The 15,815-nt window shown below is 63.9% G+C and carries 12 protein-coding genes; 6 read left to right on the forward strand and 6 right to left on the reverse strand.

The features are described from left to right. Window positions 1-87: 87 nt before the first annotated feature. Window positions 88-1,251 (forward strand): CaiB/BaiF CoA transferase family protein, encoded by a 1,164-nt coding sequence (locus tag E4Q08_RS02940; RefSeq protein ID WP_169069275.1) that lies wholly within the window; start codon window positions 88-90, stop codon window positions 1,249-1,251. Window positions 1,252-1,314: 63 nt separating this feature from the next. On the opposite strand, the gene E4Q08_RS02945 is transcribed toward E4Q08_RS02940, so the two are convergent. Next, window positions 1,315-2,514 (reverse strand): eCIS core domain-containing M35 family metalloendopeptidase, encoded by a 1,200-nt coding sequence (locus E4Q08_RS02945; RefSeq protein ID WP_169069276.1) that lies wholly within the window; start codon window positions 2,512-2,514, stop codon window positions 1,315-1,317. An 847-nt stretch (window positions 2,515-3,361) separates the two neighbouring features. Here E4Q08_RS02945 and E4Q08_RS02950 point away from each other — a divergent pair. Then, window positions 3,362-3,958, forward strand: a complete 597-nt coding sequence (locus E4Q08_RS02950; protein ID WP_169069277.1) for a hypothetical protein — start codon at window positions 3,362-3,364, stop codon at window positions 3,956-3,958. A gap of 142 nt (window positions 3,959-4,100) precedes the next feature. Here the strand turns inward: E4Q08_RS02950 and mobA are convergent, their stop codons facing one another. Genes mobA through E4Q08_RS02975 form a run of 5 tightly spaced genes read right to left on the reverse strand, consistent with a single transcriptional unit; the run spans window position 4,101 to window position 11,220 of the window. After that, on the reverse strand, window positions 4,101-4,712 hold the full coding sequence (mobA, locus tag E4Q08_RS02955) for a molybdenum cofactor guanylyltransferase MobA (protein ID WP_169069278.1): 612 nt from the start codon (window positions 4,710-4,712) through the stop codon (window positions 4,101-4,103). Beyond that, complete coding sequence (locus tag E4Q08_RS02960) at window positions 4,709-8,101, reverse strand: EAL domain-containing protein (RefSeq protein ID WP_169069325.1); 3,393 nt, start codon at window positions 8,099-8,101, stop codon at window positions 4,709-4,711. Before E4Q08_RS02960 ends, mobA begins: the two co-directional genes overlap by 4 nt. A gap of 5 nt (window positions 8,102-8,106) precedes the next feature. After that, window positions 8,107-8,538 (reverse strand): response regulator, encoded by a 432-nt coding sequence (locus tag E4Q08_RS02965; RefSeq protein WP_169069326.1) that lies wholly within the window; start codon window positions 8,536-8,538, stop codon window positions 8,107-8,109. A gap of 55 nt (window positions 8,539-8,593) precedes the next feature. Further along, window positions 8,594-10,363 carry a sensor histidine kinase gene (locus E4Q08_RS02970; protein WP_211203282.1) on the reverse strand — a complete coding sequence of 590 codons (1,770 nt, stop codon included), beginning with the start codon at window positions 10,361-10,363 and terminating at the stop codon, window positions 8,594-8,596. After that, window positions 10,360-11,220 carry a transporter substrate-binding domain-containing protein gene (locus E4Q08_RS02975; RefSeq protein ID WP_169069280.1) on the reverse strand — a complete coding sequence of 287 codons (861 nt, stop codon included), beginning with the start codon at window positions 11,218-11,220 and terminating at the stop codon, window positions 10,360-10,362. Before E4Q08_RS02975 ends, E4Q08_RS02970 begins: the two co-directional genes overlap by 4 nt. Before the next feature lie 212 nt (window positions 11,221-11,432). Here E4Q08_RS02975 and rfbF point away from each other — a divergent pair, with 212 nt between their 5' ends. From rfbF to E4Q08_RS02995, 4 genes are read left to right on the forward strand one after another with little or no spacing between them, the layout of a single operon-like run. Beyond that, window positions 11,433-12,203, forward strand: coding sequence for a glucose-1-phosphate cytidylyltransferase (gene rfbF, locus E4Q08_RS02980; RefSeq protein WP_169069281.1), 771 nt, complete (start codon window positions 11,433-11,435; stop codon window positions 12,201-12,203). Next, entirely contained in the window at window positions 12,188-13,306 is a 1,119-nt protein-coding gene (gene rfbG / locus E4Q08_RS02985) for a CDP-glucose 4,6-dehydratase (protein WP_211203283.1), read from the forward strand. The genes rfbF and rfbG overlap by 16 nt, the downstream gene beginning before the upstream one ends. Beyond that, window positions 13,303-14,616, forward strand: coding sequence for a lipopolysaccharide biosynthesis protein RfbH (rfbH, locus tag E4Q08_RS02990; RefSeq protein WP_034908743.1), 1,314 nt, complete (start codon window positions 13,303-13,305; stop codon window positions 14,614-14,616). Before rfbG ends, rfbH begins: the two co-directional genes overlap by 4 nt. After that, the gene (locus tag E4Q08_RS02995; protein ID WP_308240042.1) at window positions 14,613-15,689 is read left to right on the forward strand and encodes an NAD-dependent epimerase/dehydratase family protein; all 1,077 of its coding nucleotides are present in this window, start codon (window positions 14,613-14,615) and stop codon (window positions 15,687-15,689) included. Before rfbH ends, E4Q08_RS02995 begins: the two co-directional genes overlap by 4 nt. Window positions 15,690-15,815: the final 126 nt, after the last annotated feature.

Here is a 15,815-nt window from a genome sequence, read left to right on the forward strand (position 1 = left end):
AACCTCGAACAGGCCGCGATTATCCCGGAAAATGAGCCCCTCAAGCCTTTTTCCCCCCGCAAAACACTTTCCCGAAAGCCCATTCCCATGCGTTCTCCCCCTCTCGCCGGCCTGCGTGTACTCGACCTGACACGACTCTTGCCGGGGCCTCTGGCCAGCATGCACCTCGCCGACCTCGGCGCCGACGTGATCAAGATCGAAGATACCGGCGCCGGTGACTACGCGCGCAGCGCCGGTGCGGTGCACGGCGACATCAGCTACTTTCAGCTCGTGAACCGCAACAAGCGCAGCCTCACCCTCGACCTCAAGCAGGCTGCCGGTGTCGCGGCATTCCTGCGCCTCGCAGCGACCGCCGATGTCATCCTCGAAGGCTTTCGCCCCGGCGTGGTAGACAAGCTCGGGATCGGCTACCAGGCGGTGTGCGCGATCAACCCGCGCATCGTGTACTGCGCGATCACCGGCTATGGGCAGGACGGGCCGTATCGTGACCGTGCCGGCCACGATCTCAACTACCTCGGCTATTGCGGTCTGCTCGACCAGATCGGCGTCGCTGGCGGCGCCCCGGCGGTGCCCAACTTCCAGATCGGCGACCTGCTCGGCGGCTCCTTGAGTGCGCTGGTCGGCGTCCTCGCGGCCGTCCACGATGCCCGCGGCAGTGGCCGCGGCCGCTACGTCGACGTGGCGATGACCGACGCGGTTTTCGCGCACACGATCTTTCCCTTGCTGGCGGTACTCGGGCTCGGCCAGGCCTTGCCCCGCGGCGAGGACGTGCTCTCCGGCGGCATGCCCAGCTACGGGGTCTATGCAAGCAGCGATGGCCGCTACTTGGCGGTCAGTGCGATGGAACCGAAGTTCTGGGAGATGCTGTGCACGGCCATCGACCGCCCGGACCTCAAGCCTTTCGCTTTCGCGACCGGCGCCGAAGGCCAGCGCATCCGCCACGAACTCGAAGCCGCTTTCGCAAAGCGCAGCTTCGCCGCATGGACGGCGCTGTTCGAGCGCGTCGATTGCTGCGTCACGCCGGTGCTGCGTTTCGAGGAGAGCCTGCAGAACGAACAGTTGCAGGCGCGCGGAATGATCGTCGAGGTCGCCGGCGTCAAGCAGTTCGCACCGCCCTTCAAGATCAGTGAACTGCCTTTTGCAGCCCGTCTGCCGCCACCGGGTGCCGGCGAGCACAGCGAGGAGATTCTGCGCGAGAACGGTTTCAGCGCCGACGAGATCGCCGGCTTGCGCGCGCAGAAGGTGATCTGAGAGGCATCCATTTCAAGGCAGGAGCGGAGCTTGGTCCGGTGAAATCGAGTGCGGTGACACCAATCAAGCCGGCGGCGTGCAACGCACCCGCGGAGTGCCTGTGCCCATCAACGCAGCCGCGAGTTCGTCGTAGCAGTGGGCGTTCACGTAGGCACCGCCCGGACCCGCCGCCGTCCGGTCGCGGATTTCGCCGCGCTCGGGGGGGTTGTTGCGGCCCCAAAGGATGTGCACCGACTCGTGCAGGACGACGGCCGAGCGACTGTCGTCGTCGGCGATTTCATCCCAGAAACCGGGGCAAAGAACCATACTGCCGCTGCCACGACGCGACCAGGCGAACGCCTCGCAGTTGGGCACGCGGGCGCGGGCTATCGAAGCCGGGTCACCGGCGCAGACGTACTGGATCGGCTGCGCCAGCAGTCCCGCGACCAGCGAATAACGGCGAGCAAGAATTCGTAGCTCTTCGCCGAGCGCGGTGTCGTGGTCGGGCCGCACGCGGCCGGTGAGCCGGTTCAGGAAACCGCCGCGCACTTCGGGCGGTAGCCCAAAGCGCGCTTCGAAGGCGGCCAGCGTCTCTGCCGCCGGCGGCTGCGCGCCGAGCAGCGCGGCGGCGTTGGCGGCGATCTCGGCGGCTCGGGAATCGACCGTGGCCAGCGCCAGGCGTGCGTCGTCCGGAGCGCTGTTGACCCCATCCGGGCAATTCGACCAACTGGCGACGCTGCGCAGCAGGCGCGGCAAACCCGCCGCGCGGCCCTGAACCACGTGCGCCAGCTCGTGCGCAAGCAAGGCGCGCCCCGAGTCAGTGGCCGGGCGATACTGACCGTCGGCGAACACCAGGTGCTCTCCCGCAGTGTACGCCAGCGCGTTGACGGCGCGTGCCGAGCGCGCGGCGACCGCATCCGTGTGCACCCGCACCGCGGCCAGGTCGTGGCCAAAGCGCGGCTCCATCCAGGCTCGCAGCTCACCGTCCAGCGGCGTGCCGGGCGAGCGTAGAACTTCCCCGACAGCCTCAGCAGCGGCCGGCCCAGGCAGCGCCGGTATCGCCGCGTTCGCCGCGTTCGCCGCACTCGTCGCGTCCGGAACGGCGCGGCGCAGGACGCGCTCCGCCATTCGGTCGGCTTCGCGCTCCAGTGCATCCCCAGGCTGGCTCAGCGGCAGGCCTGGCGGTAAGCGACCGGCACAGCGGGGGCAGCTGCCGCCACAGGCACAGGCCGTCCGGCGCAGCAACGGCGCGGCGAAGTCCGCGCGCCGCCCGTCTGATGGCACGAGGGATTTCCCCCGCATAGCAGGGTCGCGCCCGGCTGAACGTAAGACTGGTTGCCGCAGCATGACTTATCTCCGTAGTCGGCTATTAAGGATAGGAAATCCAACGGCGCCATGAAAAGTATATGAGCCTCCGTCAAGGGGCGTCAATCTCTAATTGGGTCCCATGAACCCCTGAAAAGTCATCCGAATCCCGCCCGGCTCAGCGCCTGTGGCACGAGTCCTCCCACGACGGGCGATGTCAACTCGTCTTGCTTCAGTCTGGACCTTTGCGCATGGCTACTTCCATCCAGCACCTACCAGGCGACGCGCTGATCGAATTCGTGCTCAGGCGCCGATTGAGCCTGGGGATCGTCCTCGCCCACGGTGGCGCCCTGCATCTCCCAGAGCGAGGGCGCACGGGCGGGCATCGGGGTAATGGTGATGCCATCTATTGGAGACGGGAACGATTGTTCACTTGCGAAGCGAATGTCCGCTGAGGGCGCAGGACGGGTCATCCGACGCTCCCAAGGCTCGATGACCGCTGTGGGTCGGTGGCAGCCAGTAGCCTACGAAATCTGAACGACCGCTTCCAGTCTGATCCGGCCATTGCGATCGGCCATTCGGCGAGTACGAGCAGCGCCTTCTCAATCGAGGGTGCTGGGAAGGTCCATCCGAGCTGGGCGAGGCAAGAAAGATCTTGTCGGAATTCTTTACACCCCCCACTCCCCAGGTCATGGCTGGGAAAGAAAACGCCATTAAATAAAAATATTCTATTGCTGGCACATCAATTGCTTTAATGACGTCAGGCCACGGCGGCCCAATTCACAACCTCTACCCATCCAAGATTCATCCTTTTGAAGGACAACTCATGAAAACCCTCAATTCAAGAACAATCATCGCCACCGCTTTCGTGACTTGCATGGGACTGGCCTCGACGGCCCAGTCTGCCGTACTGACCTTCGAGGGCATTCCTGGCGGGACTGGAATCAATTTCAGCAGTTCGGCCGAGGCCGGCTTCGACCTGGTAGTGAACGGCCTCTTCCTTGATGCTAGCGGTAACGGTGCTGGCGGCAGCGCCAACGAACTCGAAGGCCTTGCCGGCAATCCCTCTACAGGCAATCTCGATGTCAAGCGGACCGGCGGTGGAACATTCAAGTTCACCTCGATCGACGTCGAACTGGAATATCCATCGCCCGCCACCGTGACGCTGAGGGGATACCTTGGCGGAATCCTCCAGGCCACGGATATTCTGGTCGCCAGCGGCGGCTATACCACCAGTCCGGCGGTCAATCTGGCCGGCGTGATTATTGACGAAATCGTGGTGACCGGACAACGCGACTTTAACGGTGGTACGGCTTTCGACAACCTCAGACTCGAAAATGTGATCCCGCTGCCCGGAACCTTGGCCTTACTGGCGCCGTCGCTGCTCGGGCTGGCCTGTGTCCGGCGGCGTCCTCAGCAGTAAGAGCGGCGACAGACCCTTTGTCACTACTCCGCTAGCGCCGCAGCCCTGCCCCGACCCAGTCCGGGGCAGGCACCCATCGCGCAGGTAAATTGCCGGAGGCGCAGGTGCCTGGAATGATGTTCACGGCACGCCGACACGCGGACTATCCGGCACCAGACCCCTCGACGCGATCCAGTTCCTCGCGGCTGTTGATGTTCTCGAAAGCCTCGGCCTGGTCATCAAAAGCCACCTCGACCACCTGCAGCTTCGCGTGCCAGCGATCGACGCGGCGCCCACCGCTTTCCAGGTATTCGCTCAACGACGGCAGGACATCACGCCGGCACAGGCAGAATACCGGTTGCGGCTGGTCGAGGGTGCGGGCGACGGCGAGATTGGCGCCGCTCGCGGTCAGGGCCTGCAGCAGGCGAAGAACCAGATCGTCCGGCAGGAACGGTGCGTCGCAGGGAGCGGTGGCCAACAGCGAGTGCGTCGCCGCCATCAGCGCGGCGTGCACACCGGCCAGCGGACCAGCGAAACCGGGGATCTGGTCGGAAAGGACGCGGTGGCCGAAAACGGCGTAGCGATCGCCGTTCTGATTGGTGTTGATCAGCAGTTCGTCGACCTGCGGACCAAAGCGCTCGATGACCCAGGCCAGCAGCGGCCGCCCGCGCAGTTCCTGCAGTCCCTTGTCCACGCCGCCCATGCGGCGACCGCGCCCGCCCGCGAGAATGACGCCGGTGATGCGCACGGCTTCATCAGGCAGGTCTTCTCTCACGGGTGTGCGGCTGAAAAAGCCTGTCGATGAGCCGCTTGCTGCCTGCTTGCCAGCTCGGCGAACTGCGCTGCCGGCACCGGTCGACTGCAGAGAAAGCCTTGATAGGCGTGGCAACCCTGCGCCAGCAGAAAATCCCGCTGCGCCGCGGTTTCCACGCCTTCGGCGAGAACCCGGAGGTTGAGGCCGCGCGCCATGCCGATGATGGCGCTGGCAATCTGCATGTCGTCCGGGTCGTCGGGAATGTCGCGGACGAAGCTCCTGTCGATTTTCAGTTCGTCGATCGGGAAACGTTTCAGGTAGGCCAGCGACGAGTAGCCGGTACCGAAATCATCGATCGACAGGCCCAGTCCCAGCGACTTCAGGGCATGCATCATCGCCAGCGCCTGCTCCCCCTGTTCCATGATCATGCTTTCGGTCAGCTCCAGCGTCAGTTGCGCGGCCGGCAAACCGCTTTCCTGGAGGATCATCGCCACACGCGCTGGCAGTTCCGTCTGCTTCATCTGGCGAACCGACAGGTTGACCGCCATCACCAGCGCGGGCAGGCCGGCGTCGCACCAGGCGCGGGCCTGGCGGCAGGCCTGCCGCAGCACCCATTCACCGAGCGGCACGATGAGGCCGGTCTCCTCCGCCAGCGGAATGAAGCTGGCCGGTGAAACCAGGCCCTGTTCGGGGTCCCGCCAGCGTACCAGCGCTTCGCAGCCGATCAGGGCGCTGCTGGCAAGATCGATCTGGGGCTGGAAATGCAACTCGAATTGGCCCTGGTTCAGCGCCCGGCGCAGGCGGACCTCCATGGCGAGTCGCTGATTGGCCACCAGGGTCAGCGCCGGTGTGTAGAAGCTGTAGGCACTGCGGCCGGATTCCTTGGCCTGATACAAGGCCGTGTCGGCGTGCTGGATCAGCTCCGTCACCGAGGTGGCGTCATCCGGGAACAGGCTGATCCCGATGCTCGATCCGACGAACACCTCCTGGCCCACGGACAGTTTGAAAGGCTCGGCGAGCAGTTCGATCACCGATTGTGCCACGCCCGCGGCATGTTCCGGGAGGAGCACCTGTTCCAGCACCAGCAGAAACTCGTCGCCACCCAGACGCGCCAGCGTGTCTTCGTCGCGCAGGCGCATACACAGTCGTTGCGCCAGGGCGGCAAGCAATTCGTCACCGACGGGATGACCCAGACTGTCGTTGACCGTCTTGAAGCGGTCGAGATCGATATACAGGGCGGCGACACGGTAGCCGTGCCGCGCGGCGCGTTCGATCGCATGCTGCAGGCGCGATTGCGCGAGCAGGCGGTTGGGCAGATCAGTGAGCGGATCGTAATGGGCCAGATGCTCGAGGCGATCCTGCGATTTCTTGATCTGGCTGATGTCGGTGAACACGCCGACATAGTTGGCGGCTTCTCCCTGGGCATCGCGAACGCTGCTGATGGTCAGCCATTGCGGGTAGATTTCGCCATTCTTGCGCCGGTTCCAGAGTTCGCCCTGCCAGTGGCCGGTCTGGCGCAGACTCGCCCACAGCGATTGATAGAAGGCGCGCTCGTGGTGGCCGGACTTCATTAGCGAGGGATTGCGGTCCAGCACCTCGGCCTCGGCGTAACCGGTGATCTCACTGAAGGCACGATTGACGGCAACGATGCGTGGGGTCAGGTCGGTGATCAACACGCCGTCACGGGTGTTTTCGAAAACTGCTGCGGATTGCCGCAAGGAATTGCTGGCACGCACCTTTTGCACTGCCAGGCTGGTGATGCGGGCGAACTCCTCGATCAGCCCGAGTTCGGCGGAAGACGGTTCGCGCGGTGCGGCATAATAGATGCCGAAGGTTCCCAGCACGCGTCCGGTTTCATCCTTGAAGGGCAGCGACCAGCAGGCGTGCACGCCGGCACGCCGGGTCAACTCCAGATATGCCGCCCAATACGGGTGGCGGTCGATGTCGGCGACGATCACTGGCTCGCCCAGGCAGGCCGCCGTGCCGCAGGAGCCATTCCCCTCGGCGGCTTCCAGTCCGTCCACCGCCGCATTGAAGAAGGCCGGCAGGCTTGGCGCCGCAGCGTTGTACAGGCGGCCGTCGCGCGCATCGAGCAACAGGATCGAGACGCGCATCGCCGCTGCAATCGCTTCCAGGCGGCGAGCAATGTCGTGCAGGATGTCCGGCAACGGCCGATTGGCCAGGATCTGGTCGAGCACCGCGTTGCGTGCCAGTTGCACCGCCTCAGCCAGCTTCTGCTCGCTGACATCGAGCCAGGCGCCGACGACTTCCTGCGGGCGGCCCTGGGTGTCGCGCAGCAGGCGTAGTTCGTCGCGCAGCCAGATCACCTCGCCGGCGCCGTTGAAGAACCGGTAGTCATGGACATGGTGGTCTCGGGCAGACAACAGCGCGTGCCCGGCCAGCGCCGCCAGGCGATCATCGGGATAGAGATGGGAGTACCACCACTGCGGAGCCAGGGCCTCTGCCGGCGGGTACCCCAACAGGCGAGTGATGTTGTCGCTGACCCATACCAGTCGCTGCGTCCCGGCCTCGACCCGCAGACTGTAGAGGATCGTCGGGCTGGTCTCGAGCAGGTGCGAGAGACGCTGACTGGTGTCGTGCAGGCGCGCGCTTTCGCGCGCCAGCGCCGCCTGGCGCTCGACCCTTTCAATGGTGGCGACGAGTTCGTGCAGATAGCCCGCGTGCTTGGCCAGGCAATCGTCCGCCCCAAGATGCAGGGCGCTGGCGGCAACATCCTCGCTGCCCTGGCCGGTGACCAGGACAATCGGGATGGACAGGCCGCGTTCTGCGCGCAGCACATTGGTCAGTTCGAGACCGTCCATGCCGGGCAAGCGGTAGTCGATCAGCAGCACGTCCCACTCGGCCGCCTCGGCGGCGCTGCACGGCAGTTGCGACAGCGCTTCCTCGGCGTTGCCCAGCGCGCTCAGCTGGATATGGGGTGCGTGCTGGACGAGATGACGGCGCAGCAGGTCCACGTCGAAGCGGGCGTGTTCGACGTAGAGCACGCGCAGCCGGTGACTGCGGCGCCTGACGCCGTCGCGGAAGCGGGTCAGTGCGGTCGCCAGGGTGCGCGGCAGACGCTTCCGGTAGTCGTCGCGCTTGACCAGATAATCGTCGGCCCCGGCCTTGAGTGCGCGCACGGCCGCCTGCGGGTCGCCCGAGCCGGTGAGGATGACCACGGCCAGCGGCAGCTCGCGTTCGCGAACCCAGGACAGCGCCTCCAGGCCAGAGCCATCGGGCAGCGAAAGATCGGCGAGCAGCAGGTCGAACGGCGCGCCACTGGTCAGCCTGGCAACCCCCTCGCTGAGCGTCGGCGCCACCTCGATCTCGAATTCCGGCGCCGATCTGGCGAGCGCACGCCGGACCAGGTCGACGTCGCTGGCGCAGTCCTCGATGTAGAGCACCCGCATCGCACTTACCTCGGCAGTTCGTTGGTCACGCACCAGTACAGCTCGATCTGCTGGGCCACGTGCATGAACTTCTCGAAATCGACCGGTTTGACGATGTAGGAATTGGCACCAAGGTCATACGCACCATTGATGTCGCGGTCTTCTTTCGAAGTGGTCAGGATGACCACCGGGATGCGCTGCAGGCCAGGATGGATTTTCAGCTCGCGCAATACCGTAAGGCCATCGACACGCGGCAGCTTGAGGTCGAGCAGGATCACCGCCGGCTTCAACTCGCCGGCTTCCCAGCGCGGAATCCAGGCCAGTGCCTCCTCGCCGTCCCGCGCCACCAGCACGGGATTGACGAGTTTGCGGCGGGAAAAGGCACGCATGCTGAGGTCTACATCGACCGGACTGTCTTCGACGAGCAGGATCGGTGGGTGGCATGCGAAGGAGCTCATCATTTGCGCCTCGCAGAGCTGCGCAGTGGCCGCTCAAGGATCATGTCATTCTCCTTCACTTGGGCAATTGCACGTAGAAGCTTGCCCCCTGCCCCGGCACGCTTTCCGCCCAGACCCGGCCACCCATGCGTTGCATGGCTTTCTTGACCAGCGCCAGGCCGATGCCCGTACCGGGATAGTCTTCCAGTCGGTGCAGACGCTGGAAGATCTCGAATATTCGCTCATGGTACTTCATATCGAAGCCGATACCGCTGTCGCTGATCCACAGCGTCACCGTCTTTTCATCCTGGCGCGCGCCGATCTCGATGCGCGGCGCCGACCCTTCGAGACTGAACTTGAGTGCATTCTCGATCAGGTTGCGCAACACCAGTTGCAGCCCCTCAACGTCAGCGCAAACGGCCAGGGGAGGAACCGCCTGGACGACGGCGACGGCACGCGCGGTGATCTCCTCGCGGCGTTCAGCCAGCACGCCAGCCACCAGGCTCGGCAGATCCACGTGCGTTCTCTCCAGCTTGCACCGCTCCATGCGCGAGTAGGTCAGCAGATCGTCGATCAGCTCGTGCATGCGCGCAATCCCGTTGCAGATATTGGCGATGAACAGGCGCCCCTCGTCGTTCAGGCGGTCGCCGTAATCTTCCGCGAGCAGCCGGCTGTAACCCTCGATACCGCGCAGCGGTGCCTTCAGGTCGTGCGACGTGGAATAGACAAAACTCTCCAGCGACTGGTTGAGCGCAGCGAGTTCGGCAGTACGTTCAGCGACGCGCATTTCCAGCGTCGCGTTGAGTTCGCGCAAGGCTTCTTCGGCCGCCTTGAGGCGGAGCACCTGACGCTCGATCTCCCGCTCCGCGAGCTTCTGTTCGGTGATGTCGCGGGAGATGCCGAAAATGCCGATCACCCGCCCTTCGCCATCCCGCAGAGGCCCCTTGGTTGCGAGGAAAACCCTGGCGCCAACCGCGGTGTCGAGCGCCTCTTCCTGGGTCAGAATCCTTTCCTGCCGCATCACCTGCCGACCGACCTGCATGAGCATTTCCGCCTGTTCGGCCGGGAATAGATCACGGTCGTCGCGACCCAGCATCGTCTCGGCAGACTTGCCGACGAAACGACTGGCGGCCCGGTTGAACAGCAGATAACGGCCCTCGTTGTCCTTGGCGAAGATGGCGTCTTCGGTGGATTCGGCGATGGCGGCCAGCAACTCCAGGGCTTTTTGCCGTTCTTTCAGAGAGCGGCGTTCATCGCCGGTGATCTTGAGGATGATCCCGACGATCAGACACAGAGACAGGACCGATCCCAGCAGGCTGAACGTATAGGTCTGTTCGTTGTGGGCGTTCAGGGTTTCGATGTAGCGCCGTGCGGCATGATCGACCCGATCTGTCCGCCGCTCGAGATCGGCAAAGGCGATGCGCAGCGCCACCAGGCCACGCTGATCGGTCGCAGGGGCCTGCCGCCAGGCCGCCAGGCGGGCACGAAAGGCCTCGGCGCTACGCCGGAAGGCCTCGGCTTCGACGCCATCCAGGACGCCAAGCTGATCCAGCGATCGTTCGAACGAGAGCACGGACTGTTGCAACAAAGCCAGCCCGGTGTGCTGGCTGAAGGAAGAACCGGACGTTCCGGCGAGACTGATCTGCAGGAAACCTTTCGCCAGCTCGACCTGGGCTTGCCGGAGTTCCTGAACGTGCCGGGTCGCCTGCTGCAGGGCCCGGCGTTGCTCATAGTGCAGCCAGCTCAACAAGGCGATGATGCACAGCCCCAGCAGAATGGCGGCGACGATCCGGCCACCCGAGCGGCGAGGGCCATCTTGCATGGGCAGGCACATGGCGTCGTTCATTTGGGCGTCGCTCCCTGCGGCACCCGCTCGCGCTTCGGCTCCGGAGCCAGGCCCAGACGGGCCAGCAGGGCGGTGTGCTCGGGACTGTGCAAATAGGCCTGCAAGGCAACATTCCAGACTTCCCACAGGCCTTGGTCATCCGATCGGAACGCGAAAGCGGGACGCCCATAGGCTTCGGCTTCACCGGCCTGGAAACTGGTCTCGACGCTTTCGGTCTGTCCCAGCTCCGCCTGGTGTGCCATCCAGCGCACGGTGGGTTCGGACAGCAGCAAGGCATCGGCCAGTCCGGTCTCGATCGCCTGGCGGCCGGTTGGTGCATCCGGAACCACCACCAGGCGTTCGTCCGGTGCTCCCAGTTGCCGAAGAATCCGCTCTTCCACCGCGCCGGCCAGCACGGCAATGAAGACGTCGTCGCGTGCGGCCGCCTCGCGGTAGGACGAAATCCGCTTGGGATTGCCGCGGGCCACCAGCAAACCGGGATGAACCTGCAGGGTAGGTACCGAGAAGCGCACCCGTTCCTCGCGCTCTGGGGTGATGAACATGCCCGCCGCGATGACGTCGATCTGACCGGCCTCGAGTGCGTCGATCAGCTTGCCGAACTCCACTTGCCGCCATTCGATGTGCTTGATTCCCAGTTGTGCGGCGACATGGCGAACGATTTCCGGTGCTTCGCCGGTGACCTCACCGTCGGCCGTTAGAAAGGCGTAAGGTGGTTCCACCGCATAGCCGATGCGCAGGCCAGCGTCGGTGCGCGCGCGCGCCAGCGTATCGTCGTGCCAGGATAGCCACCAGAGGCCGGCAAACAGGGCAAGCAGGGCCAGGAACAAGCCGGCCAGGCGGGAACGTGTCAGCTGCATGCCTGCGCCTCCTCCCTATCAAGGCTCTCGGTGAAGTCGACATTGTAGTGCGGCTACTGCCAGAGTGACGGGGAGCATCCGTTGAGTTCCCGCTGGCACGCTGCGGTAGATCGCGTTATTCTTCGTTGCATGCCACACACACCCTACCCGCACGATCCTGTCCGCACTGGCCTGACCGGTCCGGGGTTTCTGCTGACGCAGTCCAGGCGCGGATGAAGGCAGTGATTCTTGCTGGCGGTGCGGGCACCCGGCTGGCGGAAGAAACCATCGTCCGGCCAAAACCGATGGTTGAAATCGGCGGCAAGCCCATCCTCTGGCACATCATGAAAATCTATGCCAGTCACGGGATCAACGACTTCGTGATCTGCCTGGGCTACCGCGGCTATGTCATCAAGGAGTATTTCGCGAATTACTTTCTGCACATGTCGGATGTCACCTTCGACATGGCGACCAACCGGATGGAAGTCCACCAGCGACACGCCGAGCCCTGGCGGGTCACGCTGATCGACACCGGCGATGCCACGCAGACGGGTGGGCGCCTGCGACGCGTGCGCGCGCATGTCGAAAACGAGGAACTCTTCTGCTTCACCTACGGCGATGGCGTGGGCAACATCAACATCAGCGGAGCGATCGACTTCCATCGCCGGCAGGGAGTCCGCGCGACCGTCACTGCAGTGACCCCGCCCGGTCGTTTTGGCGCACTCGAGATTGCTGGCGATCGCGTTCTTGCCTTCCGGGAAAAACCGGCGGGGGATGGCGGAGAGATCAACGGCGGATTCTTCGTTCTCCACCCCAGCGTTCTCGAACTGATCGATGGAGATTCGTGCCTGTGGGAAGCCGGGCCGGTCGAACGTCTGTCGCAGACCGGCCAGCTCGCCGTGTGGCGACATGATGGCTTCTGGCAGGGAATGGATACGCTGCGGGACAGGAATCATCTCGAAGAACTCTGGGCCTCGGGGACTGCTCCATGGAAGAACTGGTGATCCAGCCTGCCTTCTGGAAAGACCGGCGCGTCCTGCTTACCGGCCATACCGGTTTCAAGGGGAGCTGGCTTGCCATGTGGCTGCAATCCATGGGTGCCAGAGTGGTCGGTTATGCGCTGCCACCGGGTACGCAACCCAACCTGTTCGAAATCGCTGGCTTCGCCAGGCAGATGGTGTCCATTTTCGCCGACATCCGGGATTCTGAACGGCTGCGCCGGGCCTTCACCGACCACCCGCCGCAAGTCGTCTTCCATCTCGCAGCACAAGCCTGGGTCCTCCCCTCCTATGCTGACCCGGCCGAAACCTATTCCAGCAATGTCATGGGCACGGTCCATCTGCTCGAAGCCGTTCGCCAGACGCCCGGAGTACAGGCGGTCGTCGTCGTCAGCAGCGACAAGTGTTACGAAAACCGTGAAGGCGAGGCCCATCGCGAAAGCGACCCGCTCGGCGGATGCGATCCGTACAGCAGCAGCAAGGGCTGCGTCGAACTCGTCACCGCCGCGTATCGCGCTTCCTTTTTCAAGCCGGCCGACCCTGCCGGACACGGTGCCGCCGTGGCGACGGCGCGCGCAGGCAATGCCATCGGCGGTGGCGACTGGTCGCCGGACCGATTGATCCCGGACGCCATCCGCGCCTTTGTGGACCAGCGTCCGTTACCAGTGCGTCATCCCCAGGCGATCCGCCCATGGCAGCATGTCCTTGAGCCACTGGCCGGATATCTGCTGCTGGCCGAGCAACTATGCAAAAAGGGAACGGCTTTCGCCGGAGCCTGGAACTTCGGTCCGCCCGACCAACACCGCGTCGAACAGGTCATCGACAAGCTGGCCGGCCTCTGGGGGGAGGAAGCGGCCTGGGTCAGCGATCAGGCCTCTCATCCACAGGAAGCACACTGCCTCCGGCTCGACGCCTCGAAAGCGATCTCGGCGCTGCGCTGGCAGCCGCGCTGGTCGCTCGATACGACCCTGCGGATGACCGTCGACTGGTACCGCGCACACTTGAGCGGCGCAGATATCGACACCATTTCCAGACGACAAATCGACCGCTATTGCCGGGAATGTTGCCGGGAATATTCCCATGACTCAGGAAACCCGTTCGTGACATGAGCACTGACGAATTACGACGACAGATCCTCGAACTCGTCGAGCGCCATGCCTGTGAGGCGCAGTCGGCGCCGGCCTTTCGCCCCGGCATCAGCGCGATCCCGGCCGCTGGCAAGGTGATTGGCGGCAGCGAGATCCGCCACATGGTCGATGCTGCACTGGATGGCTGGCTGACCAGCGGGCGCTTCAACGACGAATTCGAACAACGGCTCGGGCGTTTCCTGAACGTTGAACACGTACTTACCACCAACTCGGGCTCCTCTGCCAACCTGCTGGCCTTCAGTGCGCTCACCGCGCCGAGCCTGGGTGACCGCGCCATCAAACCGGGCGACGAAGTCATCACGGTCGCGGCAGGCTTTCCGACTACCATCAATCCGATCCTGCAGAATGGCTGTGTGCCGGTCTTTGTCGACGTCACGCTGCCGACCTACAACATTGATGTCGGCCAGATCGAAAGCGCCATCTCCACCCGGACAAGAGCGATCATGCTCGCTCACACGCTGGGCAACCCCTTCAACCTGCGCGAGGTCTGCCGGATTGCCAAAAAGCATGGGCTCTGGCTGATCGAAGACTGCTGTGATGCGCTTGGATCAAGCCATGATGGCTACCTGGTGGGAACTTTTGGCGACATCGGGACGTTGAGCTTCTACCCCGCGCACCATATCACCATGGGCGAGGGCGGCGCAGTTTTTACGCGCAACCCGCAACTGAAGAAAATTCTCGAATCGCTGCGCGACTGGGGACGTGACTGCTATTGCGCCACCGGCTGCGACAACACCTGCGGCAAGCGCTTCGCCCAGCAGCACGGCGACCTGCCCTTCGGCTATGACCACAAGTACACCTACTCGCAGCTCGGCTACAACCTCAAGATCACTGACATGCAAGCCGCATGCGCACTCGCGCAGATGGACCAGTTATCGCACTTCATCGCCGCGAGAAAAAGGAACTATGCGTACCTGATCCAGCGCCTTGGCGATTGCTCCGAGTTCTTGGTTCTACCCGAAGCGACGCCCGACAGCGACCCGTCCTGGTTCGGTTTTCCGCTGACGCTCAAGCCGAAAGCCAGGTGCACGCGGGTAGACCTGCTCGCCTATCTTGATCAATACCGCATCGGCACACGCTTGCTCTTCGCCGGCAACGTGACCCGGCAGCCGTATATGGCCGGACGCAGCTTCCGCGTCGCAGGAACCTTGACCGAGACTGACAGGGTCATGAACGATACCTTCTGGATTGGACTGTGGCCGGGGCTGACGGAAGAAATGCTTGAATTCGTCACCAAACGGATTGGCGAATTCATGGGGGTCGGGTTGTGAATACTCCGGGGTGTTACAATGGGCATCTGCTCGTTGCAGATCTCGACGCCATCCTCGATCGTGGTGAGTCCCTATTCCGGCGCATGGCTGGCGAACGGCTGTTCGTTACTGGCGGCACAGGATTTTTCGGCCGCTGGTTGCTGGAAGCACTGACTCACGCTGACGATCGCTTGCGGTTAGGGCTGCGCATTACCGTGCTGAGTCGTTCCCCTGAAGCCTTTGCCGCCCGAGCACCGGCACTGTCCCAATACGCGGCTCTCGACTGGTGGCGCGGCGATGTACGTGACTTCGCCCTGCCCCCTGGCGGCTACCCGCTGATCATCCACGCCGCTACTGCGGCCAGCGAACAACTCAACCGCGCACGCCCGCTGAAAATGTTTGATACCATTGTCGCCGGCACCCGGCGAGTGCTCGAACTCGCCGACCAGGCAGGAACGTGCGCAATGCTGCTGACCAGTTCAGGCGCCGTTTATGGCCGCCAACCCTCGGAACTCACTCATGTCAGCGAGGACTATGGCGGCGCGCCCTGTCCACACAGCGCTGATTCGGCCTACGGCGAGGGCAAGCGCGCTGCGGAGTTTCTCGCCGCCGCCTCCAGCCTGCCGGTGAAGATTGCTCGCGGATTCGCCTTCGTCGGAGCATTCCAGCCGCTCGACGCGCATTTCGCCGCTGGTAATTTCATCGGTGATGCACTCTCTGCTGGCCCAATCGTAGTACGCGGCGACGGTACCGCGCTACGCAGCTATCTTTATGCCGGAGATCTGGTGATCTGGCTACTTAAGATTCTTCTCGATGCCCCTCCAGCGCGGCCATACAATGTTGGCTCCGATCAAGCGATCAGCATCGGCTCCCTTGCCGCCAGGGTTGCCGACATCGCCGGCGGGGTCCCTGTCAAACGGCGCTGCGAGCCTGACGGCAATCCCCCGGCACGTTACGTTCCCGACATCCAGCGCGCCCGCAACGAACTCGGCCTCGACATGTGGACCGATCTCGACACGGCACTCGAAAGGACCTTTCGTTTCGCTCAGCAGACATGCGCCACCCGATCAAGGCACGTCAGTGTGCGACAATGAAACATGTTCGAGGTGATCATCTGCCCGAAGTCAGAACAGTCGCTTCGGAGCAACACCAAAGATCCCTGCAGCCCCAGGCTGAACGCCTCAGCGCATCTTCCCACGAGGGCGAGCAAGCCGTAGCCG

Origin of the sequence: Candidatus Accumulibacter contiguus (assembly GCF_012940005.1) — a bacterium.
GTDB lineage: Bacteria > Pseudomonadota > Gammaproteobacteria > Burkholderiales > Rhodocyclaceae > Accumulibacter > Accumulibacter contiguus.